22 protein-coding genes and 1 tRNA gene are annotated in these 25,510 nt (G+C 55.9%); 8 read left to right on the top strand and 15 right to left on the bottom strand.

All coding sequences use genetic code 11. The features are described from left to right. Positions 1–16 precede the first annotated feature (16 nt). The 7 genes from ACNAZS_RS01750 to ACNAZS_RS01780 all read right to left on the bottom strand — a co-directional run bounded on the left by ACNAZS_RS01750 (position 17) and on the right by ACNAZS_RS01780 (position 7,683). Positions 17–1,102 (bottom strand): iron-containing alcohol dehydrogenase, encoded by a 1,086-nt coding sequence (locus tag ACNAZS_RS01750; RefSeq protein WP_415785534.1) that lies wholly within the window; start codon positions 1,100–1,102, stop codon positions 17–19. A gap of 101 nt (positions 1,103–1,203) precedes the next feature. After that, complete coding sequence (locus tag ACNAZS_RS01755) at positions 1,204–2,283, bottom strand: CaiB/BaiF CoA transferase family protein (protein ID WP_415785536.1); 1,080 nt, start codon at positions 2,281–2,283, stop codon at positions 1,204–1,206. A 5-nt stretch (positions 2,284–2,288) separates the two neighbouring features. Beyond that, entirely contained in the window at positions 2,289–3,074 is a 786-nt protein-coding gene (locus tag ACNAZS_RS01760; protein WP_415785538.1) for a citryl-CoA lyase, read from the bottom strand. A 6-nt stretch (positions 3,075–3,080) separates the two neighbouring features. Then, positions 3,081–5,231 (bottom strand): acetate--CoA ligase family protein, encoded by a 2,151-nt coding sequence (locus ACNAZS_RS01765; RefSeq protein ID WP_415785540.1) that lies wholly within the window; start codon positions 5,229–5,231, stop codon positions 3,081–3,083. Next, positions 5,228–5,740: a MaoC family dehydratase gene (locus ACNAZS_RS01770; RefSeq protein ID WP_415785542.1), complete on the bottom strand. Its 513-nt coding sequence runs from the start codon at positions 5,738–5,740 to the stop codon at positions 5,228–5,230. The genes ACNAZS_RS01765 and ACNAZS_RS01770 overlap by 4 nt, the downstream gene beginning before the upstream one ends. A gap of 8 nt (positions 5,741–5,748) precedes the next feature. Continuing rightward, positions 5,749–6,894 carry an acyl-CoA dehydrogenase family protein gene (locus ACNAZS_RS01775; RefSeq protein WP_415785544.1) on the bottom strand — a complete coding sequence of 382 codons (1,146 nt, stop codon included), beginning with the start codon at positions 6,892–6,894 and terminating at the stop codon, positions 5,749–5,751. A 39-nt stretch (positions 6,895–6,933) separates the two neighbouring features. Beyond that, on the bottom strand, positions 6,934–7,683 hold the full coding sequence (locus ACNAZS_RS01780) for an SDR family oxidoreductase (RefSeq protein WP_415785546.1): 750 nt from the start codon (positions 7,681–7,683) through the stop codon (positions 6,934–6,936). A gap of 252 nt (positions 7,684–7,935) precedes the next feature. Between ACNAZS_RS01780 and ACNAZS_RS01785 the strand changes: the two genes are divergently transcribed. Further along, positions 7,936–8,703 (top strand): IclR family transcriptional regulator, encoded by a 768-nt coding sequence (locus tag ACNAZS_RS01785; protein ID WP_415785548.1) that lies wholly within the window; start codon positions 7,936–7,938, stop codon positions 8,701–8,703. A gap of 70 nt (positions 8,704–8,773) precedes the next feature. Here the strand turns inward: ACNAZS_RS01785 and ACNAZS_RS01790 are convergent, their stop codons facing one another. The 6 genes from ACNAZS_RS01790 to ACNAZS_RS01815 are packed head-to-tail and all read right to left on the bottom strand — an operon-like array spanning position 8,774 to position 14,598. Then, entirely contained in the window at positions 8,774–9,496 is a 723-nt protein-coding gene (locus tag ACNAZS_RS01790) for an ABC transporter ATP-binding protein (RefSeq protein ID WP_415785550.1), read from the bottom strand. Continuing rightward, positions 9,493–10,248, bottom strand: coding sequence for an ABC transporter ATP-binding protein (locus tag ACNAZS_RS01795; protein ID WP_415785552.1), 756 nt, complete (start codon positions 10,246–10,248; stop codon positions 9,493–9,495). Before ACNAZS_RS01795 ends, ACNAZS_RS01790 begins: the two co-directional genes overlap by 4 nt. Beyond that, the gene (locus ACNAZS_RS01800; protein ID WP_415785554.1) at positions 10,245–11,525 is read right to left on the bottom strand and encodes a branched-chain amino acid ABC transporter permease; all 1,281 of its coding nucleotides are present in this window, start codon (positions 11,523–11,525) and stop codon (positions 10,245–10,247) included. Before ACNAZS_RS01800 ends, ACNAZS_RS01795 begins: the two co-directional genes overlap by 4 nt. 4 nt (positions 11,526–11,529) lie before the next feature. Further along, the gene (locus tag ACNAZS_RS01805; protein ID WP_415785556.1) at positions 11,530–12,471 is read right to left on the bottom strand and encodes a branched-chain amino acid ABC transporter permease; all 942 of its coding nucleotides are present in this window, start codon (positions 12,469–12,471) and stop codon (positions 11,530–11,532) included. A gap of 28 nt (positions 12,472–12,499) precedes the next feature. Next, a complete protein-coding gene (locus ACNAZS_RS01810; RefSeq protein WP_415785558.1) occupies positions 12,500–13,747 on the bottom strand; it encodes a branched-chain amino acid ABC transporter substrate-binding protein in 1,248 nt (415 codons plus the stop codon). Between the two features lie 53 nt (positions 13,748–13,800). Continuing rightward, on the bottom strand, positions 13,801–14,598 hold the full coding sequence (locus ACNAZS_RS01815) for an SDR family oxidoreductase (protein WP_415785560.1): 798 nt from the start codon (positions 14,596–14,598) through the stop codon (positions 13,801–13,803). A 273-nt stretch (positions 14,599–14,871) separates the two neighbouring features. Between ACNAZS_RS01815 and ACNAZS_RS01820 the strand changes: the two genes are divergently transcribed. The 7 genes from ACNAZS_RS01820 to ACNAZS_RS01850 all read left to right on the top strand — a co-directional run bounded on the left by ACNAZS_RS01820 (position 14,872) and on the right by ACNAZS_RS01850 (position 22,637). Further along, positions 14,872–16,887 (top strand): helix-turn-helix domain-containing protein, encoded by a 2,016-nt coding sequence (locus ACNAZS_RS01820; RefSeq protein WP_415785562.1) that lies wholly within the window; start codon positions 14,872–14,874, stop codon positions 16,885–16,887. 46 nt (positions 16,888–16,933) lie between these two features. After that, positions 16,934–17,782 (top strand): NADPH-dependent oxidoreductase, encoded by an 849-nt coding sequence (locus ACNAZS_RS01825; RefSeq protein WP_415785564.1) that lies wholly within the window; start codon positions 16,934–16,936, stop codon positions 17,780–17,782. A gap of 277 nt (positions 17,783–18,059) precedes the next feature. Beyond that, positions 18,060–18,842 carry an exodeoxyribonuclease III gene (gene xth / locus ACNAZS_RS01830; RefSeq protein WP_415785566.1) on the top strand — a complete coding sequence of 261 codons (783 nt, stop codon included), beginning with the start codon at positions 18,060–18,062 and terminating at the stop codon, positions 18,840–18,842. Between the two features lie 79 nt (positions 18,843–18,921). Beyond that, positions 18,922–18,997: transfer RNA gene (locus ACNAZS_RS01835), tRNA-Ala, on the top strand. 182 nt (positions 18,998–19,179) lie between these two features. Further along, positions 19,180–20,394 carry a tyrosine-type recombinase/integrase gene (locus ACNAZS_RS01840; RefSeq protein ID WP_415785568.1) on the top strand — a complete coding sequence of 405 codons (1,215 nt, stop codon included), beginning with the start codon at positions 19,180–19,182 and terminating at the stop codon, positions 20,392–20,394. A 97-nt stretch (positions 20,395–20,491) separates the two neighbouring features. Beyond that, complete coding sequence (locus ACNAZS_RS01845; protein ID WP_415785570.1) at positions 20,492–21,199, top strand: hypothetical protein; 708 nt, start codon at positions 20,492–20,494, stop codon at positions 21,197–21,199. A gap of 751 nt (positions 21,200–21,950) precedes the next feature. Then, positions 21,951–22,637: a replication initiation factor domain-containing protein gene (locus tag ACNAZS_RS01850; protein WP_415787019.1), complete on the top strand. Its 687-nt coding sequence runs from the start codon at positions 21,951–21,953 to the stop codon at positions 22,635–22,637. Positions 22,638–22,884: 247 nt separating this feature from the next. On the opposite strand, the gene ACNAZS_RS01855 is transcribed toward ACNAZS_RS01850, so the two are convergent. Further along, positions 22,885–24,189, bottom strand: a complete 1,305-nt coding sequence (locus ACNAZS_RS01855) for a tetratricopeptide repeat protein (RefSeq protein WP_415785572.1) — start codon at positions 24,187–24,189, stop codon at positions 22,885–22,887. Between the two features lie 142 nt (positions 24,190–24,331). Beyond that, positions 24,332–25,222: an ankyrin repeat domain-containing protein gene (locus ACNAZS_RS01860; protein WP_415785574.1), complete on the bottom strand. Its 891-nt coding sequence runs from the start codon at positions 25,220–25,222 to the stop codon at positions 24,332–24,334. Positions 25,223–25,510: the final 288 nt, after the last annotated feature.

The raw sequence follows: 25,510 nt of genomic DNA on the forward strand, positions 1-25,510 counted from the left end.
AAGATCGCCTGTTTACTCACCAGGCCATGCGTAGCATCTCCAGGGCATCGCCTGCACTTTGAACTGGGCGTGGGCTATTGCGCATACCAGGGTCATGCATGCTCTTTTGCGCAATGGACGGCAAGTCCACCTCCGGAACATTCAATTCACGCAACCGAGCAGGCAGTCCCAATGTCGCGACAAAGCGCTCAACCCACGAACCCAGATCCTCGCCCGGGCCGTCCAGCGCCGCTATCACGCGCCGTTGTTGGCGTTGATTGACGGTCACATTCCAACGCAAGACCGATGGCAGCAATACGCAGGAAGTCAATCCATGCGCGACACCGGCGTGTATACCCAGCGTGTGCCCCAACGCGTGGCTGGCTCCGGTCTTCACCCCCGCATTACCCCCCGTAATGGACAACCATGATGCCAATTGGCATTGCACTCTGGCCTCAAGATCGCCCGGTCGACGGTGCACAGCAGGAAGCGCCCACGCCAACATTTGCAAAGCGTGCAGACTCGTCGCGTCAGACACGGGATGGCTGCGTAATGCGACCAGGCGTTCAATGGCGTGATCCATCGCCTTGACCCCGCTGGCCAAAAAAATCGGCAAGGGAACGTCCATCGTTAACACCGGGTCAAGAATCACCGTACGAGGCGCCATTGCCGCATGCGCTACGATATTCTTGACTCGGGTGTCGGGGTCGCTAACGCCGGCAAACCACGTAAACTCCGCCGCCGATAATGTCTGCGGCACAACCGTGATGCGTAGCCAATCTGCTGCCTCCTGATCAGGATCACTCGAATCGACCTGGCTCAGGTCCTGAGGCTCCAATAACATCGCGGCGTCTGCGTCGACGCTTTTATGCAAAAGCAATGCGATCGCCTTGGCCGCGTCAATCACCGATCCTCCACCCAGTGCGACCAGATGATCAACGTTCAACTCACGTGCCAGCAGTGCACCTTGCCGAATACACCGTACCGGCACATGTGGCAATGCCTCACAGAACTCGCCGACGTACCGCTGTCCCAATGCAGCACTCAAGGTTTGCAGCGCGACCGAACCTCGTGCCTGGGGCGCCGCGATGACGAGAACGCGTTGTGCATTACAAACATGCATCTCCTCTACAACAGCCTTATCAAAAGGCTGCCCATGAACGACTCTCTCTAACAAAGTGTGGCGACAGATGCCTGCCGCAACTGACGATGTCTCAGGAGTAGTCATTGCCGTACGACTCTCGATTGCGCGTCCGCATCCGACTCCGGCATGCCAGAGAGCGACACCGGAAACCGCAGAAAAGACGTTCCATCACTTGCCTGTAGATCCCGGCCCGCGGCCAGGCTGGTATCCAGAAGATCAGAGGGTTTGACCAGCAACATCGCCGGCACATCGGCGGCCATCAACGCCACATGCAGTTCATTGCTTTCACGTTGCAGCACGTGTGCGGCGATGGCTTGGCGAATAGCACCCGCGGACTTTGCGCGATACTCATAGTCCATGAACGCTGCATCAGTGAATGTGTTCAGTTCAAGGCATTGCACAAGCCGCTGCCAGAAATGATTTTCCAGCGCGCAGATCGTGATTTCCTGACCGTCCCGGCAACGAAACACCCCGTATGCCGGTTTGTCCAGTACGTCCTGACGCTGTTGATTCAGGGCATCCAGGCCCTGGGCCTGAAAAGCGCCCAAGCGCGGGTTCATCCAATGAGCAAGACAATCCGCCAGGGCAATGTCCAGATACTGTCCCTTGCCTGATTGCACACGCTGAAAGAGCGCCGCCAGCACTGCGCTAAATCCATACATCGCACCACAAAGATCCGCCACCGGCAGGCCGAAGACATGCTCCGGTCTACCATCGGGCAATCCCGATAGCGCGAGCGCACCACTGACCGCTTGGTAATTGAGATCATGCCCTGGCAGCAAAGCACGCTCCCCTGTTTGGCCATAGCCACTGATAGAGGCATAGATCAATCGGGGATAGCGCGAACTAAGCGTTGCATAATCCAGTCCAAGCCGCTTCATCACGCCGGGACGATAGGCCTCCAACAACACGTCGGCCGTCTCAAGCAACTGTTCGATCTGCGCATGCCCCTGCGAAGATTTAAGGTCCACCTGAATACAGTCTTTGCCGCGGTTCGCCGCATGAAAGACCCCCGGTGCCATCAGGCGAGCGTTGTCGCCGTGCGGAGGTCGCTCGATCTTGGTCACGTGGGCCCCCAGTTCGACCAAATTTTGCGACAAAAACGGGCCCGGTAGCAGTTCAGTGAAATCCAAGACGCGGATCCCTTGTAGCGGTGTCATCTTGTTCACCGCGCGCGGACTGCCTTGACATTGCGGGGATCCTGATCGAGCACCAAATCCCACAACTCCTGTCCAGTCGGGTGTTCAGCTTCTTCGCGCACATGCGCGACCAGCCCCGCAGCGCGGCCGACAAGCATCAGGCCACGACCGAAGATCCCGTCCAATCCCATGTCCGCGACAATAGCGCCCAACGCTCCCGCTCCATTCATGGGCAAGCGCTTGCCATGATCTTGTTCCAGCACTTGCGGAATCGCCAATGCCAGCCGCCAATGCTTGCCAAAATACCCGTGCTGTTCCGAAATCTCCTGCAGCACCGGGACGCGCGGATCACCGTGGACATGAATATTGTGTCCAAGACCGGAAATGGGTGTACGTGTTTCGCGGTACTTTCGCACGAGTGTGCGTGCAGCCTCGGTCACCGCCTCGTCGGCCGCGTCGGGATCCAGCGTCGCCGCGCCCTTCTTCAACATATCCGCTACATTCAGCACGGTGCCGAGATAACGGCTACCAGCACCCAGCAAGCCTGACGCCACCGCGCCCTGAACCGATTCCGGCGCACCCAGAAATGTCAATCTCGTCGACAATGCACTCGGCGTTAGCCCATGATCAGCCGCGGCGACCAATATCAAGTTCGCCATGGCTTTTTCCCGTGGCTCTGGCATTCTTGAAAAATTCAACCAGTAAATCATGTCGATAAAATCGAATTTTCCAAAAATGTCCGTGGAAAGATTCTTGCCACGCACCATGATGACGTCCGGCGTGGTGTAGCCGATTTCAGTCTTGACTGCCATGTTTCTTTACTCCGATTCGTTCTTGGATAACGCTTCAACAATGACGACCGCGTCGAGCGCAATCGCGCCTTGGCCCGCTGCCCCGACCCAGACAGGATTCAGGTCGATTTCCCGTACTTGGGGATTGGCCAGCACAAACTGCGATATGCTGAGGAGCAGTTCCTCAAGCGCCCGCAGATCACACTTGGACTTACCCCGCGCACCGTCGAGCAACGGGAAGCATTGCACTTCTCGAACCATCGACTCACACGTCGCGCGCGTTAGCGGCAGCATTCGGCGACTGATGTCCTTAAAGACTTCCACGTAGATTCCGCCCAGGCCAAAGCTAAGGATCGGGCCAAAGACCGCGTCGCGCTGCACGCCGACAAACACCTCCACGCCACCGGCGCCGGCCATACGCTCAATCAACAGACCTTCGACAGAGGCAGAGGGCGCTTTCCCTGCGACAGATTTCAGAATGGCTTCACATGCGACACGAACCTCGTTCGCATTGGATAAGCCAATAGCGACGCCACCCACCTCGGACTTGTGCGCAATCTGCGGGCTAACGATCTTTGCCACCACGGGATAACCCAACTCATCGGCAAGCAGCACAGCCTGCTCTATCTCGACCGCCACACCACGCGCCATGAACGGAATGCCCGCACGACCAAGCATCTGCTTTGCCTCGACCTCAGATAGCGTTCTTGTCGGCGGTTCCTCCTGGCCTATTCGTGAGTGCGCGACGGGCTGGGGCTTAAAATCAGGATCGCGCTGCTTGATCCAACGTCCCCATTCAATCCAATGGCCTACCGCGCGCACGGCATTACTCAACGAGCGTGAAGGAACCAATCCGGCTTTTACAAGCGCGTGGTACCCATCACCCAGACGATCACTCATCCAGACAGGAAGAATGGGAACACTCGTACCCGCCTGCACTCGCACCGCGCTCTCTGCGTTATCGCGCATGACTTTTCCGTAGTCGAGTGGAAACGCGTAAAGCACCAATCCCACACCTGGGTCATCAACCACTGCCTGCAGTGTGTCATCGACCAGCCGAGAGTTCGTGAATATTTCCGTACCGACGTCCACCGGGTTCGCAATAGCGGCATAGTCAGGCAATAGCGATTTCAGTCGTTCGGTGGTGTGTGTTTCAAATTCAGCCAGTTTCAAACCCGCACTACCCACCTTGTCGGCGGCCAAGGTCACCGCCCCTCCTGAGGGGCCGTAGATAACCAGACTTTCTTTGCCTGTAGGCAGTTGACGGGCCAATAGCCAAGCGGTGTCGACAAGCTCATCCATATCGTCGACTTCGATCACGCCCAACTGCCGCAGCACCATGCTATTAATCTGCGCGGTGCCGGTAATAGAGGCGGTATGCGACTGTGCGGCCCGGATACCGTACTCTGATTTACCCACCTTCAGTGCAACAACTGGCTTACCCTTATCCGCCGCGTGCTGCACCGCCGCGACAAATTTCTCTCCGCTTTTAAAACCTTCAATGATGGTTGCAATTACCTTCACATCCGGCGCATCCGCCATATAGTGAATGAAATCGCTCACGTCCAGATCTGCCTGATTACCAGACGATGCCCAGGCGGCCACGCCTATCCCGCGCTCCATGGACTGCATGATCGTGCGTCCCAACCCACCGCCTTGCGTCGCCAGACCGATGGGACCAGGCGCCAGGTCCATGCGAAACGCGGGCGAGAATGACATACCCAATTTGGCATTGATGTTGTTGAGCCCAGGACAGTTAGGCCCATAAATGCGCATGCCGCTGCGCTGGGCAATCTCGCGCATGGTGTCCTCGTCGCGCCTGCCGGCTTCGCCCATTTCCCCAAAACCGGACGTCAGGACGATTGCAAACTTCGACCCCTTTTCCGCACATTCTTCTAGCACGGCAATAACGGACTTGGCCGGGACCGTGATGATCGAGACATCGGGCGGCTCTGGCAATGCACCGACAGAGGGATAGCACGGCAATCCTCGTATTTCCGATTTAGTTGGGTTGATCAGATAGAGCGGCCCCTTCAGATTGGAAAACTCCTGCAAGTTCTCCAGCGTTCGTCCGCCCACACTGTCATTTCGGCTGGAAGCGCCGACCAAAGCAATGGATCGTGGATTAAATAAAAGATGTAGATCTGAAAACAACCCCGACTTCTCCACTGAACTCATTCCGAACCCCTACGCTTGAACATCATGCTCACAATGCATTCGACGACGACCTCGCCGCGCTGTGATATCGCACTACGTCGAAACTTCACAATGCCGCGATCCGATTTGGAGGAAGGCCGTGTTTCGATGACCTCGATTTCTACGGAAATGGTGTCGCCAACGAATGTGGGCTTAAGAAAACGACATTCCGTACCGAGCAACGCCAGCATCGATGGCTCTAGCAACTGATTCACGATGGTTCGCGTATTCAGCCCGGCCATGTAGGACTCCACGAGTAATCCGTGTGCAATCCGTTTACCAAACAGCCCGCTACGTGCAGTCTCGTCGTCGACATGCGCGCGATTCATGTCACCGGTCAGCGCGGCGAACGAAACAATGTCCGACTCAGTAATCGTGCGCGATGATGTCTGATATTTGAAGCCGACCGGCAGGTCTTCCCAGAAATAGCGACCCGCCGCTATGCTGTCCAACGCCACCGCGGGCGTTCCTGTAGATGTTGTTTGCGACATGGGCGATCTTAATGAATGGCCGACATGCCCAGCAGGCTGCGACCGATGATGAGTGTCTGAATTTCAGTCGTCCCCTCGGGAATCGTTCCTCCACGCGTATCACGGAAGATCCGCTCAATGGGATAGCCCACCGCATAGCCTTGACCACCATGCACCTGCAGCGCCATGCTCGCCACTTCGTGGGCGGCCTCCGTGGCATACAACTTGGCGATCGCGCACTCCATCGTGGCTCGACCCTGCTGCAAAGCGCACGCAGCCTGATAAGACAACGCCCGCGCGGCATTGACCCGTATCGTCATATCAACGATATGTTTCTGTACTAACTGGAAACTGCCGATAGGCTTGCCGAACTGCTCGCGCGTCTTGGCAAAATCCGTGGCCAAGTCCAGTGCTGCCTGTGCCGCGCCCACCGCGCCGTGCGCAATATGCAGACGTCCGACATCCAAGCCTGCCAGCGTGATGCGCATGGCATCGCCTTCCGCACCCAAAAGGTTCTCGCGAGGGACCTTCACATCGTAAAAACCAAGTTCCGCTGTGCCCGTGCAACGCAACACCATTGTCTCCGCCGCGCGGCGCTCGAACGGGGACTCCTTTGCATCGACAATGAACAGAGATAGCTTGCCATCGCTATCCGCACTATAGGTCCGGGCAACCACAATACCGAAGTCGGCCCACAACCCGTTGCTGATCCACAGCTTTCGGCCACTGATGACGTAATGATCCCCCTTGAGTTCCGCGCGCGTCTGCACGGCTGCGGGATTGGATCCGACGTTTGGCTCCGTAATGGCAGTGAATATAGATGCCTTGCCCTCAATAAGCGGCTTTAGATACTTTTCCTTTTGCTCGGCCGTCCCCCGGCTCGCCAACATAAACATCGGCACATTCGTGCAGTTAAGCATGGTGCGAAGCGACAGCCAGTGATAGCCCAACTGCTCGAACATCATCGACCACGTCACATAATCGATGCCCAGCCCGCCTTCCGATTCTGGCAAGACGCCTCCCATATAGCCAAACTCCGCCAGTTTGGGAAACAGCTCGAACGGAAACTTCCGGCCGGCTTCGCTCTCATCGATCAACGGCACCACTTCGCGGCGCATGAAACGCCGTATCTGATCTTGCAATTCAATCTGTTCGGAGTTGAGATCAAAGTTCATGTTGATTCAGTTCACTTGAAGATAGGGAAATGAGCCCGATCAGCTCGAATAGCGGCCACCGGTCACAAACAATGTCGTCCCACTGATATAGCGCGCCACGTCTGAAGCCAAAAACGCAACTGCATTAGATATGTCGCGCGGCTCACCCAGAAAACCCACCGGAACCTTGGCGACGGCGGCCCCGTGCAACTTGGGGAAGTGCGGAAGATTGCGAATGCCCGGTGTCATGATGAAACCCGGCGCAATCGCGTTGACTGTTACGCCGAACTTGCCTTGTTCGAGCGCCAGCGCGCGAGTAAAGCCCACCAGGCCTGCCTTTCCTGCCGAATAGTTGACCTGCCCGGGATTACCAAACAGTGAGCGCGACGAGATATTGATCACGCGCCCCCACTTCTTTTCCATCATTTGTGGCAGCACTTCACGTGAACATAGAAAGGCTCCCTTCAGGATGATGTCAACGACGCTGTCCCAAGCCTGCTCAGTCATCTTGGTCAGATAGCCATCCTTCACGATGCCTGCGTTATTCACCAAAATGTCCACGCCCCCCAACTGCTGTGCTTGCGCAATCAGTTGCCTCACCTGGTCTTCGCTCGTGACATCACATACCACGGCAAGCGCCTCATGCCCCGCCTGGCGAAGTGCATCAGCCGTCTCTTGGGCATTGTCGGCATTGATATCGGAGACAACGACCTTGCACCCCTCCTCGGCCAACTTAAACACCGTATCGCGACCGATGCCGCTGCCCGCCCCCGTCACCAGGGCGACACGCCCCTCAAGATTGAGTTCCATAGCGCTCCTCAGATTTTCTTTTTCAACGAAATATCGTTTTATTCGACGAATGATCGTAATTTATAGATCAGACCACGCAATGTCAACACTCAGCTGTCGATAAATTCAACGATGCTGTAACTCTTGATTTTTCGCGATCTAGCCAATCTATCGTCCGAAATAGTCATTCTCCAGAGCTATTCTCGAACTCATTTAAGGAACCGGCGTGACGAAGTACAATACGACCTATCGTTATTACTTATTGGAGGCTGTGTGCCCGCAGACGTACCCGCTTGCGCCCGGACCCTGGCCGTCCTCGAAGTGTTTGCCCGTGAAAAACGCGAACTCTCCGTTTCCGAGGTCGCCCGGCTTCTGGACTTGGCTGACAGCAGTTGTTCAGACCTGCTGCATACGATGATGAAAGCCGGATACGTAATTCGTACGGCCAAAACCCGTCGCTTTTATCCGACGGGAAAGCTCTATTCCATTGCGCTGGATATTTCGCGCAATGATCCGCTCTACATGGCGAGCCTGGAGATGGTCGAGCTACTGAGTGAAAAAACGGGCGAATCCGCCTTCTGCGCCATGCTGGACGGCGGTGCCGTCAAAGTGCTCGCCACGGCTGAAGGCAAGCATCATTTGCGCTATGTGTTGCGCAACGGAGAGCGCATTGCACTACACGCATCAGCCCTTGGAAAGGCCGTACTCGGCAGTCTGGACGACGAGGAGATGCGCCGCCAATTGCGTCTCAAGCCATTGCGAAAGGTCACGACGGAGACCATCGTAGATCCCACCGAATTAGAAGAAAACGTCAAGGCACAACGCAAGCGTGGCTGGTATAGCGTCCAGGAAGAAGGCAACGAAGGTGTCCTGGCATTCGGTATTCCGCTAGAAATCGGCGATGCCAAGGCGGCGTTATCCATTGCGGGCCCCGTGGATCGAATGCTGAAGAATCGCGAGACCTATTTGGCGGAAATGAAGCAGATAGTCGCCGGACTGCCAGCCACTACCGATAACAAACCAGCCACGATCGACGCCTAAGCCTCTCATCGATTGGGGCCATCGAGTCCCAGATAGCCCCATGACGTTGAGTCAACAAGCGTCTGGCGACTCACACGGCCAGCCATTGGGATACCACCGCTTCGTTCGAGGCCAGTTCTTCGGGTTGGCCTTCGAACACGATGCGGCCATGGCCCATCACACAGACGCGCGTGGAGACTTTCAGCGCGATAGTCAATTTCTGTTCGACCAAAATGACCGAGACGCCCTTGCTGTTCATGTCCTGGATGCACTCGCCGACCTGGACGACGATCTTGGGGGCTAGTCCCTCGGTGGGCTCATCAATCAACATGACCAGCGGATTGCCAAGTAGTGAACGGCAGATCGTCAGCATCTGCTGTTCGCCTCCCGACAGGCTGCCGGCTTTGGTGTTGCGCCGTTCTTTCAGGCGCGGAAAATAGTCGAACATCTGCTCGACCGTCCATCGATGCGCGCCGGCTACGGGCGGCTGTTCCCCCATCTGCAGGTTTTCATCGACCGTCAGGTTTGCAAAGACCTCGCGTTCTTCTGGCACATAGGCGATACCGGCACGGCAGATCGTGTAGGGCCGCGAGCCGGCCAGATCACGCCCACGCAAGCAAATGCGACCAGATGTGGGCGGGACCAGCCCCATGATTGCCTTCATCGTGGTCGACCGCCCTGCTCCGTTTCGACCCACCAGGCTGACGACTTCGTTACGATGGATCTGCAAGTCCACACCGTACAGAACATGGCTTTTACCGTAATGCGCGTGCAGGTTTTCCACGGCGAGCAACGTGTCATTCAGCTCGTTCATGTTGTCGCCTCGTCGCCCAGGTACGCCTCGCGCACACCCGCATGCCCGCGGATTTCTTCGGGACTGCCCGTCGCAATGATTTCGCCATAGACCAGCACACTGATGCGGTCACTCAGTTTGAAGACGACGTCCATGTCGTGCTCGACGATCATGAGCGTGCGCCCCACCGAGATCTCCCGGATGAGCTGGGCCGTGTATTCGGTCTCATCGTGCGACATACCAGCCATGGGTTCGTCCAGCAAGATCAACGTGGGATCAGAGGCTAGCGTCATCGCGATCTCCAACGAGCGTTGCTCGGAATACGCCATTTCTCCTGCGATAGTCGATGCCTTTGGCGTTAGACGCACCAGCGCAAGCAACCGCTCCGTTTCGTCTCTAATGCGACGATCGTTGTCAATGAACTTCCAGAACACATACTGCAAACCATGCGCGCGCATCACGGCAAGCCGCACGTTCTCGAACGTGCTTAGCTTAGGAAAGATGTTGGTGATCTGAAACGAACGCGCCAGGCCGCGACGGTTGATCGCCTGGGGAGAACGGCCACCGATCTCGTGTCCCTTGAAGAGGATCGCACCGGAGCTCGGCGCCAGTTGGCCAGACATCAAGTGAAACAACGTGGACTTGCCGGCGCCGTTGGGGCCGATGAGCGCATGTCGTTCGCCTTCCTGCATACTCAGGTTTACACCACGAATGATGTCGGTCGCACCAAATGATTTGCGTAGCGACTGAATGTCGAGAATCGCGTCGCTCATGCTGCCTCCCTGCCTTGCGGCTCGGGCCCGGTAGTGGGCATCACCGACGGGTCGTCCCGCAGCGCGCGCATCTGTCTGCGGCAGCGCCGCACGAGCAGACCGCCGAGCGCCAGCATCAGTATCGGTACGCCCCAAGTCATCATGGATTGTGGCTGCCAAGCGTGGTCGAACAATGTTACGGCCGGCCAGGGATCGTCGGGTTTGAGCCGCGCCAACGAACGATATTCCAGTGAAAATAGGCGCTGAGCCAATTCGATGACAAACACAGCGCCAGCGCCAATCAATGCGGCCGAGGCAATCGCCTGCAAGAAAATCGGCATCAGCCTTCCCAGGCTATGATGCTCGCGCAGGCGGCCCGCGATGCCGATCAGCCCGGTCAGTCCAGTGGGCAGGAACATCATGACAAGGACGAATACGATGCCCTGGTACAGCAGCCAGGATCGCGTCAGGTCGGAGACGGCATACCCAAAAAAGGTCATCAGCGCCGCGCCGAATGCAGGCCCAAGGAACACCTGCACGCCACCGATATAAGTATTGAGCACGGCCGCCGCCGAGAGAGACGGATCGAAAACCACGTAATTCGCCGACTCGTTCGACATCACTTGCAAGCCCCCGGCCATGCCGGAAAACATCGCCGAGATAGCGAACGCCAATGTGCCCAATCCGTGAACGTTGTAGCCCAGGAACCTCAAGCGGTGGCTGTTCTCGCGCAATCCGTATGTCAACCGCCCGAGCGGCGTGCGCGTATACAGATACAGTAGCGCCACGCCAAACAACACCCAGGCTAGCGTCAAGTAGTACACCTGCGTGGTCGACCCAAAGTTGAATCCCCAGGCGGGCATGCGCATGGTTGAGATGCCCGCTTCACCGCCAAACACTCCCTTGAGATGCGGCGCGAGCGAATGGACAAGTTCTGCGATCGCCAGCGTGATCATCGCGAAATACGTGCCACTGCGCTGAGTAGCAAACCAGCCCGCGATGCCGCCGAATATCAAGCCCCCGACGGCACCGGCCAGCGGCATCAAGGGCGTAGGCAACAAACCCGCGCCGCCCACCGCATTCATCGCATGCACCGTCGCGAATGCGCCAACGCCGAAATATGCCGCATGCCCAAAAGACAGCATGCCGGCCTGCCCGCACAGTAAGTTATAGGCGCTGGCAAAGAGCGCGGCGATGAGCATCTGGATCGCAGCGTTTAACAACCCCTGCGACAACAGGAACGGGAGCACCACCAACACGGCGACGCCCATCAAACATGAAAGAAGGTGTTTTCTCATGGTGTCAGCCCTTTTCGCCCATGAGGCCACCGGGCCGCACCAACAGAATCAGCAACATGAGCGCAAAAGGCAGCGTGGCCGCCAGGCTAGATAGCTTGAGGGTCATCAGGCCTCCCATGTCGCGAGCCCAGTCTCCGGCACCAACCAAGGTCAAAAGATCGGCCAGGCTGCTGTCCACCGAGACGGCCAGCGAGGTGACGATGCCGATCAGCAACGACGCCAGCATGGCCCCCACCAGCGAGCCCAGGCCGCCGACCACGACGACCACGAAAACCACGACGCCGAGTTCGAGCGCCATGTTCGGATTGGTCGTATAGAAAGCGCCAGCCACGGCGCCAGCCAGTCCCGCCAACGCCGCGCCCGCACCAAAGACGCCCATGAAGACCAGCGGCACGTTGTGCCCGAGCGCTTCGGCCATGTTTGGCTTGTGGATCGCCGAACGCACCACAATCCCCACGCGGGTGCGCGTCAAAGTCAGGTAGATGACGACGAACATGACAATCGCGATACCCCCCATCAACAGCCGGTAAACGGGATACTGCGTCCCGCCGATACTGAAAGCCGAGAAATCCAGGAAGGCCGGTACCCGGTAGTCGACGGGATAATTGCCAAAAAACAGCTTGATCGACTCTGCGATGATGAACGATAGGCCAAAGGTCAACAGCAGTTCATGCGCATGGCCATAACGATGCACCCGGCGCAGAAAATAGCGTTCCACCACAACGCCGATCAGCCCGACCAGCACGGGCGACACGATCACCGCCGGCCAGAACCCGATCGCGCCCTGCAGCATATACGCGAAGTACGCGCCCAGCATGTAGAACGACGCATGGGCGAAGTTGAGTACGCCCATCATGCCAAAGATGAGCGTCAACCCGGCCGAGACCATGAACAACAACAGTCCATAGATGACGCCGTTCAGCAGAGAAAATAGAACTTGTTCCATGAGTGTCCGAAGGCAATCGACCCTGAACTTAGCTGGGCCGCTTCATCTGGCAACTGGATTGCGCGGGCGTCGAGGCTTCTTCGGCCGAGAGCAACAGTACGGGCTTGAATCCCATCTCCGTGCCATCCACCTTATATTTGGCGTCAGGCGTGACGGTGGACACCACCATGGGCAGTTGTCCCTGATGATCTGATGCGCGCATGCTCATTTCCCCCATCGGGGTCTGGATACGTGCCGTCTCCAGCGCCTTCGCGAAATCGTTCACGTTCAGCGCACCGTCCTGGGGCTGGCTGCGCTTGAGCGCATCTTCAATCATCTTCATGCCGTATACCGTTTGCGGCTCCACGAAGACCGGCAGATGGCCCGTTTTGGCTTTGTAGTCGTCGACAAACTTCGCCGCATCGTCGCCACCGGCTTCGGCGTTGAACGTGTGAACGACAAAGTTGCCTTCAGCCAAGTCTCCCGCGTTGGCCAGGTTGCCGGGCTGGTCCAGATATACCGTGCCGTATCGCGCCTTAAGACCGGCTGACTTGGATGCCTTCATCAGCAGCAGCAAATCATTGGACCAGTTTCCGGTCATGACGGTATCGGCGCCGGATGCCGCGATCTTTGCGACGTAAGGCGAGAAGTCCTGGATCTTGTTCACATCGTGCAAGGTCTTCTCAACGACGGTATAGCCGCCCTCCTTCTGGTTATCGACAATGGCTTGCTCCATGTCCTGGCCCCAGGAGTAGTTTTGATTGATGGAATAGACCTTGGTACCTAGTGCGCCGGCCTTCTTCATTCCTTCGATCAGGGATTTAGTACGGACCTGGGCATTACCTGCAAAACGGAAATGATAAAAATTGCATTTTTCACCCGTCAGATCCAGCGCCTCGGCACCCATGTTGATGTAGACCACCTCCTTGCCGGGGTTGCGCAGATTGTGTTTGCGCACGTCCTCGGTGATCTGTCCGCCGATGGCTGATGACGCCCCCTGCACGACGATCTGCACGCCATCGGCGATGGCGGCCTTGAGTTTGTCGGCAGCACCCGAGGGGCCACCTTGATTATCGTATTCCCGCAGTTGCACCGGCTCGCCGTTCCATCCACCTGCAGCGTTGATTTGATCAACGACATAGCGCACTGCCGTACGGTAGGCTTGCCCCGAAGAAGCCTGCGGGCCGGACAGCGTTTCCACCAGGCCGATCTGGACCGGTGCAGCCGATACGGACGCGGCGCAAAACGCGCCCATTCCGGATACGACCGCAAGAGCGTAAAGGTTTCGCTTGTTCATCTGTGTCTCCTTGTTTTCTAGTCTTAGTGCGGTAAATGGAGCGGATCAGGGATTCATAGATACTCCATGTTCCCGTCCACACTGATCGCCTGGCCTGTGATGTTGCGCGCCGCTGGCGAACAGAGAAACAGGGCCATGGCCGAGATATCATCCGTCGTGACCATGCGGCGCAGCGAGATCTTTTGCATGTATTCCTCGCGCATCGCCTCGACAGACACACCGGCCGCCGCGGCGCGCGCGCCGATCACGCCCGTCATCCGGTCGCCTTCGACCGTGCCGGGCAGAATCGCATTGACGCGTACACCATGGGGCCCAAGCTCAATCGCCAGTGATTTCATCAAACCGACGAGCGCCCATTTCGTACATGCATACGGCGTACGCAGCGCGTAGCCCAGTCGACCCGCGACCGAGCTCATGGTTATCAGCCCAGGATTGTTGCCGGACGCCTTCAGCAGCGGAATGGCACAGCGTGCGAAGTAAAAATGACTGTTCAGATTCACATCGACCGTGCGCTCCCAATCGGCATGCCGCAAGTCTTCCATCGGCCCGGTGGGCCCGGCGATACCGACGTTGCTGATCAACACGTCCAGGCCACCCAGACTATGCTTGACGTCATCGAACACCATATCCACGTCTTTAGCGATCGAGGCGTCCGCTGTACTGGTCGTGATGGCCGGCGTTTCGGCCGCCAACCCATCGAGCGCGACGCGGTCGACGTCGCATACATGTACGCGCGCGCCCGTCTCGCAGAAGGCACGTGCGATCGCGGCGCCGATACCCGAGGCGCCGCCCGTGACCAGAACACGCAGGCCCGGCACGGGCCTGAGCGAATCGATAATGCGGTTATGCACCTAGTAGTCTCCTGTCTCGGGGATAGGCAAAGTGTCAAGCACGCGCTGGTGCAAAGCTATATGCGATGTACACATGAAAACTGGTGTTTTGATATGATGTTCGCACAGCGTCTTTAAGGGAATATACCGACGAGCTCCTACGGACGTGTACTCCCCATGGGAGCTTGTCGTGACGAAATTCACCAAGCGGCCCTTCTGAACGCTTGCGCGTTTGGTCCGCCGCGTGCCTACCGCATATTGCCTACGACGCATTGCCCACCATTGTGAAAACCCATGCCCCGGCAACCCCTTGATCGCAGACTGCACACTCTTTCGCCCGCAAGCCTGCCAGGGGACGCCGGCGCCGAGACCATCGCCGCCGAACTGGTCGGATTGCTGCACAGCAATGCCCCGACAGAGGATTTCGCGGCACGATTGACCACGCTCGAGGCGTTGCCCGACGCGCTGACGCAAAAGAACAGCCTGATCGAACTGGTGCGCATGGCCATGGGGCTGCGCAACCGGCTTGAGCAACATGAACAGCGTGAGCGCGGTCTGCTCGCGGTGATCGAGTCCGCACAGGATTTGGCGGGTAGGCTTGATCGGTCCGAACTGCTCAATGCGATCGTGACCCGTGCCCGGGATCTGCTCCGAGCCCATCTTTGCTGGCTGACCATCTACGACGCCGAGGTCGGCGAATTCAAAGTGGTGGTCGCCGAAGGAGCGATCGCCGCGCGCACCGGAAAAATGACGGCAAAACGCACGCTGGGTGTCGCCGGCATCGTGATGTCCACACGCCTGCCTTTCGCCACGCCGGATTACCTGCACGACAATCGTTTTGCCCATGACTCTGTCCTGGATGACATATTCCGCGACGAAGGCGTCGCCGCGCTGGTGGGGGCTCCCCTCATCTGGGACAACAACGTGATTGGCCTGTTGTTCGTCGCCGATCGCTATCACCGTACCCACACGGCGGTGAATGTCTCTATTCTGTCCACGCTGGCGACCCACGCGGCCATAGCGATCAACAATGCCAAGGCCTTTGCAGATGCCCGGTCGGCCCTGGAAAAAGCCGACCAGGCACGTACCGAACTGGAGCAGCACGCGCGCGACGTACAGGGCGCCGTGGAAGCGCACGAACGCCTGACTTTGCTGTTGGCCAAGGGAGCGTCATTGGCCGAGCTATGTCAATCAATCGCGCAACTGCTCGAGGGCAGCATCGTGGTGCTGGACGAAAGCCATCACGTGATCGCGCGCGCTACGGCGTCCGGTTATGACGGCATCGCATCCGATGCTTACGAACCGTATGGTCCTCACAGCGCCGCGCTGACACAAGCTCTCCGAGACAGCCGGCGCGCCGGTCGCTCCACGATCGCCTACAAAACCCAGGGCGAGATTTGTCGAACGATTGCCGTGATTGGCGGTGGTGGCATCCTGGGCGCTATTCTGTTGTTTAGACGCGAGGACATGCGCGACACGTCGATCCGGACCTTCGAAAGAAGCTCCAGCATCATTGGTATCGTGCTGCTATCACAAGAGCGCATGGAAGCCAGCAAGCATCGTGACGTCTCCGAATTCCTGCAATCGCTGATATCGCCCCGACAGAGCGAGCCCACGCTGACCCCGGATCGCGCTGAACGTTTCGGACTGGATATCTCACAACCCCTGACGCTGATGCTGGTCGAATTGATCCAGCAGGAACCCAGCTTTCTAGCGCGGCGCCTGCGCGCCATCTTTACGCACCCGGCGTTGGTGGTCGATGAGGTCGATGGTGTGCTCGCCTTTGTGTGTAGCACGGCACACGTTCCTTACTTACGAGAGACCTTCGATGACTTCGCACGCCAAGAGTTGGGCGACGCCTATCGGGGGGTGCTGTCGCGACCCGCACAGAGCGCCGCAGAGATGCCCGCCCTCTATACATCGCTGCGGCGCGCATTATCCGTCGTGGGCCGCTTGGGCATGCGCGCACGTATCGTTGGTCAAAATGAACTGGCCCTGTATTCCGTACTATTTGAAACGCAGGACCGCACCAGCCTGAACACCTTTCTGGATGCCTCGATCGGTGCCATCATCAGGCACGACAACAAACGCGGATCCGCGCTGGCCACGACCTTGCTGGCCTATTTCGACCACGCCCAAAACGCCACGGTCACGGCATCGCACCTGGGAATTCATGTAAACACCATGCGGCAAAGGCTCACGAGTGTCGAGGAACTGATCGGCCAGTGGAGCGATACAGGGCGTGCCCTGGAAATTCACGTTGCCTTGCGCCTCTGGTACATCGGCGTGGCGACCATTATGCCTACTTAATCGGTTAAATTCCGACCTTGCCCCGGTCCGCCACTTTCAGACGCTTATGACACAATCCGCACCACCATTCTCATTGTCCAGTCCGATTGCGGAACTACTGACACAACGTTATGGCGAGGAAGTCGCCAGCGACTATCCCGTCATTGACAACCCGGCCATCCGGCTGGCGTTAGGTCACCGTTCGGTACGCGCCTTTTCCTCACGGCCGCTGGCACCCGAGGTACTGCCTACCCTGATCACTGCCGCGCAGTCGGCATCGACATCGTCGAATCTACAGGTCTGGAGCGTGGTAGCCATCCAGGACCCCGAGCACAAAGACCAAGTCGCCCACTGGGCACGCAACCAGGAATTCGTTAGGCAGGCACCCTTGTTTCTCGTCTGGCTAGCTGACTTCGGCCGAGCACGGCAGGTGGCCGAGCAGCACAGCCGGGAAATTGACGGTGGCGAATTCGTGGAGTCGGTGGTTCTGGCCTCGGTCGAAGCCGGTCTGGCCGCGCAGAACGCCGTGCTCGCCGCCGAGTCGCTCGGCCTGGGGGCAGTCTATGTCGGCGCCATTCGCAGCCACATCCGGCCGCTGGCGGCCAATCTGAAGTTGCCGCCCCAGGTGATCCCCGTATTCGGCACCGCCATCGGCTACGCCGACGAGGCTGTCGCGCATAGCATCAAGCCGCGCTTGCCTCAATCGGCGGTGTTACACCACGAATACTACGACGGCGCCACACAGTTACCGGCGGTCGACGTGTACAACCGCGCACTGGACGCGTTCTGGAAAAAGCAATCCATCGAACATCCGCTCTGGACAGCCCACATCCTGAACCGCCTGAAAGCCAACCCGGCGGATCAGCGCTATGAGCTGCGCAGCATCCTCAACGACTTGGGTTTCCTGTTGCGCTGAGATCCGCTGAATCCACATTTCGTGATTCGATGGCGTTAATCGAACGTGACGCCCGACACCGCTACGTGATCGTCAGCGAACATCCAGAGCCAGGAGTTAGTGCGCGGAGCCGTCCCCATAGAAAACGGCGTAGTCGTGCGCGGTATCATTCATCGTTCACCCGGAAGGCTTACGCTGGCCAGCCTCGCATGCATTTCGTCGCTGAATTTGCAGCTAGTGGCGATTTCCCGGAACGATATGGCTTAAGAGCCGCATAAACAAACGGTCTACAAAATTCATGAAATTAGCCACCTGGAATATCAACTCCCTCAAAGTCCGCTTGCCGCAAGTCCTGGACTGGCTGGCGGCCAACCCCGTCGACGCCCTGTGCCTACAAGAGCTGAAACTCACCGACGACAAGTTCCCGCTGGACGCCTTCACCGAGCTGGGTTATCAGGCCGCCTGGGCCGGTCAAAAAACCTATAACGGCGTGGCCATTATCTCGCGCGAGCCGGGCTCCGCTCTGGTGCGTAACATCCCCACCATGGACGACCCGCAACAACGTCTGATCGCCGTCACCCTGCCCGCCCCTGGCGGCGACGTGCGCATCATCTGTGCCTATTGCCCCAATGGACAGTCCCTGGATTCCGACAAGTACCCCTACAAGCTGGACTGGTACCAGCACCTTAACCGCTGGGTCGCCGAAGAGCTTAAAACCTATCCGCGTCTGGCTTTACTGGGTGACTACAACATCGCCCCCGCCGACGAAGATGTGCATGACCCCGCCAAATGGGTGGGCCAAGTGCTGGTCTCCGAACCCGAGCGCACGGCCTTTCGCGCCCTGCTCGACCTCGGGCTGACCGACTCGTTCCGACAGTTCGATCAACCCGAGAAATCGTTCAGTTGGTGGGACTACCGCATGCTCGGCTTTCGTCGCAACGCTGGCCTGCGTATCGATCATATTTTGCTATCTGAACCGCTGGCCAAGCAATGCACGGCCTGCGTCATCGACAAAGGCCCGCGCGGCAACGAACAGCCGTCTGACCATGCGCCCGTCGTGGCTACGCTCGACCTGACCTAAAGCGGAATTCGGGCGCCGTCACAAACTGGCGAAAGCCCGGCGCAAGGCTCTGGGAATATGCTATATTTTCGTGCTGATTGGGGCGGTAGCTCAGCTGGGAGAGCGTCGCGTTCGCAATGCGAAGGTCGGGAGTTCGATCCTCCTCCGCTCCACCAAAAAATCATCTAAAGTAGCCCAAGGAAGTCTAAAAATTCCTTAGCCTCAACGACTTAGGGATTTTTCTTTGCCTAGGGTGCTATACATCGGTATATGGACATACCGTACTTTAGAGCGGTATCTTTGACGGTATCCTGAGAAAATGACGACCCAACACCGTCAGATACCGTCAAGGCCTACTATGCCGCTTACCGATACCGCAGTCCGCCAAGCCAAGCCCATTAGCGGCAAGTCCCGCAAGATGTCCGACGGTAACGGTCTATACCTCCTAATCGAAGACATAGACAAAAAGTACTGGCGCTGGGACTATCGCTTTGCAGACAAAAGGAAAACGTATTCTATTGGCGTGTATCCTGAAACGACACTTGCCGAAGCTCGCAGGCTCCATCTAGAAGCTCGTAAACTGCTAAAGGAAGGGATAGACCCCAGCCAAGCCCGAAAAGCTGCCAAGCAAGCTAAAAAGCTAGCTGCAGCTTCCTCTTTTGAAGCTGTCGCCCGAGAGTGGTTTGCCAAACAGTCCCCATCTTGGGCGGCAAACCATTCAAGTAAGATCATCGGTAGGTTAGAGAAAGATGTTTTCCCATGGTTAGGAAAACGGCCCATCAGTGAAATCACGCCGCAAGAGTTGTTAACGCTCATACAACGGGTCGAAAGCCGTGGCGCAATAGATACCGCCCATCGCATTCTCCAAAACTGCGGTCAAATCTTCCGGTACGCGGTTGTCACTGGCCGAGCAGGGCGCGATATAGCTATAGACTTGCGTGGAGCCGTCGCACCCGCCAAACATACCCATTTCGCGGCCATCACCGACCCGAAGCAGGCAGGAGAGTTACTACGCGCTTTAGATGCTTTCCAGGGGACGTTTGTCGTACGGTGTGCGCTCCAGATAGCCCCCTTAGTTTTTGTACGTCCTGGCGAACTACGGACCGCCCAATGGCAAGATATAGATTTAGAAAAAGCCGAATGGCGTTACTTCATCACAAAGACCAAGACCGATCACTTGGTTAGCCTTTCTAAGCAGGCCGTTAAAATTCTGCAAGACCTACGTCCTCTTACCGGAAATCGTACCCACGTATTCCCCGGTCGTGACCCAAATAAACCGATGAGTGAAGCCGCGATCAACGCGGCGTTACGACGCCTAGGTTACGACACCAAAACTGAGTTTACCGCTCATGGATTTCGAGCAATGGCTCGTACTCTCCTAAGCGAACAACTCCGCTTCCCTAGCCATGTGATCGAACATCAGCTTGCTCACAAAGTCCCCGATGCGTTAGGTACAGCATACAACCGCACCAAGTTCCTCGAAGATCGCCGACAGATGATGCAAGCATGGGCCGACTATTTAGATGAACTCAAGGTCGGCGGCAACGTCATTCCGCTGACGCGCACAGCGTGACTTTAGTGCGCGAACATTTAGCCTTAACTCAATCAAACACCGAATCGCCCCGGTCGAGCGCTAGCGCTTTGTTTTGGGATGACTCAAAGGTAGTCGCATGGAACCCGCAAACCACTGCATTTACGACCAGAGAGAACAATTTAGTGCGTGGGAGACCGCATGCTTAATAGCAGGATTCGATCCTGCTGGCCTCGATCAAGGAGACCTGAGCAGCGCACCAAAGGTGAAAATCCTTTCTGCACTAATTGAAGATGCATACCAAAATGCTCTTTATTGCAGTCGAGCCCTGTGCCTTGGACAAACTGTTTACCGCGACGGTATTCCTGTTGAGTATTGCCCCTCAAACAGTAAAGGAACTCCCATTCAGTTTGGTGTATCAGCAACTCCTTCCACACTACCCAGCGTGGAGATATGGGAAGCGTGCGAACACGCAATCAAAAGTGGTAATGGCCTTGACGCATACGCGGAAAAACTTCTGAGTACGAAGCATGCTAGTTTCTGGCGGAACGATATCAAAAAGTGGTTGAAAGAAATAGACTGGAAAGAAGCACGATATTTCGCCAGCTCAGCAAGAAAGCTGCAGGAAAGCCCGATAGGAACTCGTGAGCGAGAAACCATGCTGAAGCTAATTATTGGGATGGCTATCAAAGGCTATGACTATGACCCTAATGCCAAAAAAAACGAAGCTACAGGGCAAATCGCAGCAAGCCTGCAGGGAATCGGCCTTCCTGTTTCCGACGAAACCATACGCAAATATCTAAAGGAAGCAGCAGAGTTGCTGCCAAGAAAATCACCTGCAAATTAGCCTAAAACCAACTTGGCTTTACCAAAACTCAATTTGGCCTGCGCAATGTCAAACGTCGTCAAACTGGCTTCCTCGTTCAACACACAGGAGCACATGGCGATGACTACCAATACATCAGTCCAAACAGCCAAAACAAAGAAGGCAGCAGCCTTACCCGCAGAAGGCTATTGCAGCATTAGAGCTTTAGCACAGCCCAATGGCGTAACCCCTTGGGCGGAAAGCACGATATGGCTACTCGTTCGGCAAAGGAGATTCCCTCAGCCAGAAAGATTTGGCCTGCGTTGCACTCGCTGGCGCGTGGAGCAGATTCGCGAGTACCTAGCCGATCCAAAGGCGTGGGAAGCGTCATACGCCCCGAACCTATCCTCCTACGATGAAAACTCTCGCAAGCAGAAAAGGGCTAGACGCACCTCCTAGAAGATTTTGCAATCAATTGCAGAATCCATCCTGCGCGGGGGGCGGTGGGAAACCTCTCACTGCTGCTCTATTAGAAGGTTTACTGAACATACAAACGAGAGCTGATATGGCTACTCTCAGTCATCTATTCATTGATAAGGTATCAGCGACACTACAAGTACAAACCGATCCACTCCAGCACGCCGTTACCGAAAGGCTTCAAACGTGCGCGGAGTGCGAATACATCATCCAAGTACTATCTGGACCGCTGCTACAGAATTACCATTTCGCCTACACGCTACCACTAGCCGGGGGGCGGCATCTAACGATACAAGCAGTCCCACGCTTTGATCGCATGAACTTCATAAGACTGGAATTCAATCCGAAAGTCCGGGGACAAAATGGAGAGCATCCTGTTGATCTGATCGGCAACGTTCTATGCCCCAGCTGGCCAAACTTTTTTGGGGACCTCGAACACGCCCGCTTTACTCGTCTGGATTTCGCTGTCGATATCCGGGGCGTGCACATTGAGCAACTAGGGCTATACCACAGCACACGCTCCGTATTTTCTCGAAAGTTTGAAGCCCAGTTTGATCGGGGGGGACAGACAACGGGCATCTACCTAGGAAAACGCACGAGCAACCGTTATATCGTGGCCTATGACAAGAGACGAGAATTCATAGAAAAGCAAGGAAAACGCCCCCGTCTGCGAGGAGCGTGGACAAGGATTGAATGCCGACATGCCGACCTAGGAAATCTCCGCACAATTTTCGATATGCCAAACCCGCTGCTATCGTTTACGTTAACCCGCTACCCGTCACAGCAGCTCGACGAAACGAGTGCCCTCTTTCTAGACTCATGCCGTTACCGGGGAGCGCAAGCTGCTCTATATCGCATCAAGAACCGACGAACACGAACCAGATACCGAGCGTGGTTATCAGAGCTTAGCCCCCCTTGGTGGAACCCGCACGACATTTGGGAACAGCGCGGGGAGGCTTTAGCCAATGCGTTGGGGTGTGCATTAGGTACTAATCCTCATTAAACATCGAAAAGGACTTTCCCCTGCAAATTCTTGCAATTTTCCAGACCGAAAAAAATCGAGCATAGAACCGTGTCAGCATCCCTACTACACGACTCTATGCTTTTCGTGTAGGACTGCGAGCCAATCCTAACCTACTCAAATTCTTAGAGCGATCGTTTGTTGAAAGTACTTAACTTGATATTGCCTTTCTCGCGGGACACTGCCTCATTCACGTCTAGTCCTGTCTCTCGACAGCCAACCATCCTCATCACTTGGACGAAGTTCTCGCCTGCTCTAGCAGAGCAGCAGCACGGCGGGGAGCCCATTTTTCTATCTGTTGTTGAATCACCTGCGAATCAGGTGGGTAACCTAGCATACTGAAAGCTCTTATCGCTTCCTGCTGGTATTTCTCTTCATCTAATACATCGCCAAATACCATCAACAAACTACGCATTCTTAATTCTTGATAAGGGCTTGGCCCTGGCGCCTCGTAACTTTGAGTCAGCACGCCTTTCCAATCCCCACACTCTCGACTAGGTATACTCGGCTTATCAACTAACCCCTCCTTCATGAGGATCACGCACCACGAGGTCATGGGCTCCATCGGAGAACGTAGAGGTAGTGGTTTTTCCACCTTGCCTGAAGTAACCGATGTTCCTAGCCCCATCTTAGATGCAATAGCCAAGCCATAGGCCACATATTGCCTTTCCCGAGAGCCTATTCGCTGCGCACCCCCATCATCTTTCAACTTCTCCCAAATCTGCACAGCAGCTTTCGGATTTTTAGTTAAACCTCCATCGCCTCGAAACAGCATCCAAGCATATAACGCCCTAGCCTGTGGATCTGACCGTTTTGAAAGCCGTTGAGCTGCGAAAGCAGCGTTTTCAGGGGTCCCAGAGCCATAATAAGATTGCTCATCAATGAGAAATGCCGCTGTGGTACGCATTTTTTCTTTCACCGTTGGGTCTGCCTCCACAGCCTTCCAATAACCCAAGGCTTTGGCCTGATTGCGCTCGAATGCGGGACCCCCATATCGATATGCCATTGCCAATTCCCAAGCAACGTTGGCCTGCTCTAAGTACTGGAGCCCCTTTAACGCCTTCTCTCTGTCGGGCAGCGATATGTAATATCTTCCAAGATCAGCCATAGCGGGTCGGTAACCTTGATCCTTGGCTTTGGTAAGCAACGCCAGTCCCTCCTCTACGCGCGAGGGAGAACCGCCCTCCACAAACACCATGAGATAGCCTCGCTCTTCCATTGCCTCGACGCATCCATCTATTGCTGCCTGCTCCAAATATTTAGTGGCCAGATGCTTATCCTTTTCGACACCTAGTCCGCCTGAATACATGCGATACAAATAGAATTTTGCTTCTGGATTCCCTTCATTTTTTTTGAAAATTTCAACGGCACGTCCGTAGTCTTTGTTGTTATATGCATTGATACCATCAACCACTTCTGCATTACTTTTGCATCCAGCACTCAAAAAGACGATTGCCCCTAAAATTGCCGACACTACCAACTTTCGCGACTTAACTTTCAGCATTCTTCCACCATGTTGTCTCGTCAATGCCATGGAACGCCCCTATCTCATGCTGTTTACGTTAAAAGAACGATGAACATTGATACACTCGTCCTACTTATTCACATGAACATCTATGCGTCTAAGGAATTGACGTTGAAAATTACGGATGTCCTGCACCGCAGAATTATCTAAGCTATTTGCTTAGCGCTTCACTTTGAACCCACACACGAGCAGAGTCCCCACTGGGAAACCTCAATAAAACTTCCGACCGTGTTAGTCCTTTCTTCAAAACAGCGCCGTCGAATGTGGCTAAGGTGGAATAGCAACCCACGCTACCTAACAGGCCCCTCTTCCCCTGAATGATTAGTTGTGTACCATCATTCAATGCTCGCTCACTCTCGCACATGATGTACCCATCCCTCAGAAGGCCCTTTGTGGAAGCATTCGAGGACGGCTTGGATGACGATGCCGCCGTCGTTGTCTTTCCGTTGGATTGAGACCGTATTCCTTTAGCAGAATCAACGCCGTTGAGATACGAAACAACCACTGAGTTTCCCAGGGTCTTGGCCGCAGATAGCGCATTGTCACCATCGCCGTTTCTTATTGTCTTACTAGCGCCAGCAGCGACGAGAAGCTTGACCACCTCTAAGTGTCCTTGATATGACGCCAGAATTAGCGGAGTGTCGCCGTCTGGAGCCGTCTTGACATCTATCCTAGGTCTTTTCTCAAGCAATGCCTGTACGCAGTCAGTCGCCCCTGACTGAGCTGCTAAGGTCAAGGGAGTAAAGCCGTACTTACTATTCGTGTCAGCTCGTGCCCCACCTTCCAGCAGGAGCCTCACTGCAGAGCATTGCTTATTGGCCGCAGCAGCACTTATCGGCGGACTTCCGTCTATGTTTATGGAAGGAACGCCCCCGCTCATTTTGTTTAGATCAAATTTAGCTGCTATGTACTGCCGTATTGTTGCCAAATCGCCAGACCTCGCCGCTTGACTAAGGCCCTCGGCAGTCAATGTTTCAGCCCTAGCGAAAGAGAACACAACGCACCCTGCCACCAATAAAGTCAAGCCAGTCAATTTGCGCATTCGTATTTATTTATACACAAAAGAAACGAAATATATACGAATCAGCAACACTTGTGTGACGGTATTTTTGACGGTATTTAGAAGCTTAAAAAATTCCAAATATAGTATTTATGCGGCTTTTAAGAGACACTTTGGTAGTCCTCCGCCCACCAAAATTCCCGATAGAAACAGGGCACTACATTTAGCGATGTAGTGCCCTGTTTTGCGTTGTACAGCGGGTCTTGCTACAACAGATCTGGCAAAATTATCCAAGTCTTTTAGGCGGCGTGTCAGGTGCTGGGTTTGACC

Origin of the sequence: Bordetella tumulicola (assembly GCF_965138755.1) — a bacterium.
Lineage (GTDB): Bacteria > Pseudomonadota > Gammaproteobacteria > Burkholderiales > Burkholderiaceae_B > Bordetella_A > Bordetella_A tumulicola.

Bases quoted from the DNA above. Each gene is read 5' to 3' on its own strand.
- ACNAZS_RS01850 (WP_415787019.1), top strand. From the start codon at position 21,951: ATGAACTTCATAAGACTGGAATTCAATCCGAAAGTCCGGGGACAAAAT.
- ACNAZS_RS01855 (WP_415785572.1), bottom strand. From the start codon at position 24,189: ATGGCATTGACGAGACAACATGGTGGAAGAATGCTGAAAGTTAAGTCG.
- ACNAZS_RS01840 (WP_415785568.1), top strand. From the start codon at position 19,180: ATGCCGCTTACCGATACCGCAGTCCGCCAAGCCAAGCCCATTAGCGGC.
- ACNAZS_RS01860 (WP_415785574.1), bottom strand. From the start codon at position 25,222: ATGCGCAAATTGACTGGCTTGACTTTATTGGTGGCAGGGTGCGTTGTG.
- ACNAZS_RS01820 (WP_415785562.1), top strand. From the start codon at position 14,872: ATGCCCCGGCAACCCCTTGATCGCAGACTGCACACTCTTTCGCCCGCA.
- xth (WP_415785566.1), top strand. From the start codon at position 18,060: ATGAAATTAGCCACCTGGAATATCAACTCCCTCAAAGTCCGCTTGCCG.
- ACNAZS_RS01760 (WP_415785538.1), bottom strand. From the start codon at position 3,074: ATGGCAGTCAAGACTGAAATCGGCTACACCACGCCGGACGTCATCATG.
- ACNAZS_RS01770 (WP_415785542.1), bottom strand. From the start codon at position 5,740: ATGTCGCAAACAACATCTACAGGAACGCCCGCGGTGGCGTTGGACAGC.
- ACNAZS_RS01780 (WP_415785546.1), bottom strand. From the start codon at position 7,683: ATGGAACTCAATCTTGAGGGGCGTGTCGCCCTGGTGACGGGGGCGGGC.
- ACNAZS_RS01845 (WP_415785570.1), top strand. From the start codon at position 20,492: ATGGAACCCGCAAACCACTGCATTTACGACCAGAGAGAACAATTTAGT.
- ACNAZS_RS01790 (WP_415785550.1), bottom strand. From the start codon at position 9,496: ATGAACGAGCTGAATGACACGTTGCTCGCCGTGGAAAACCTGCACGCG.
- ACNAZS_RS01825 (WP_415785564.1), top strand. From the start codon at position 16,934: ATGACACAATCCGCACCACCATTCTCATTGTCCAGTCCGATTGCGGAA.
- ACNAZS_RS01750 (WP_415785534.1), bottom strand. From the start codon at position 1,102: ATGCATGTTTGTAATGCACAACGCGTTCTCGTCATCGCGGCGCCCCAG.
- ACNAZS_RS01810 (WP_415785558.1), bottom strand. From the start codon at position 13,747: ATGAACAAGCGAAACCTTTACGCTCTTGCGGTCGTATCCGGAATGGGC.
- ACNAZS_RS01765 (WP_415785540.1), bottom strand. From the start codon at position 5,231: ATGAGTTCAGTGGAGAAGTCGGGGTTGTTTTCAGATCTACATCTTTTA.
- ACNAZS_RS01775 (WP_415785544.1), bottom strand. From the start codon at position 6,894: ATGAACTTTGATCTCAACTCCGAACAGATTGAATTGCAAGATCAGATA.
- ACNAZS_RS01805 (WP_415785556.1), bottom strand. From the start codon at position 12,471: ATGGAACAAGTTCTATTTTCTCTGCTGAACGGCGTCATCTATGGACTG.
- ACNAZS_RS01800 (WP_415785554.1), bottom strand. From the start codon at position 11,525: ATGAGAAAACACCTTCTTTCATGTTTGATGGGCGTCGCCGTGTTGGTG.
- ACNAZS_RS01755 (WP_415785536.1), bottom strand. From the start codon at position 2,283: ATGACACCGCTACAAGGGATCCGCGTCTTGGATTTCACTGAACTGCTA.
- ACNAZS_RS01795 (WP_415785552.1), bottom strand. From the start codon at position 10,248: ATGAGCGACGCGATTCTCGACATTCAGTCGCTACGCAAATCATTTGGT.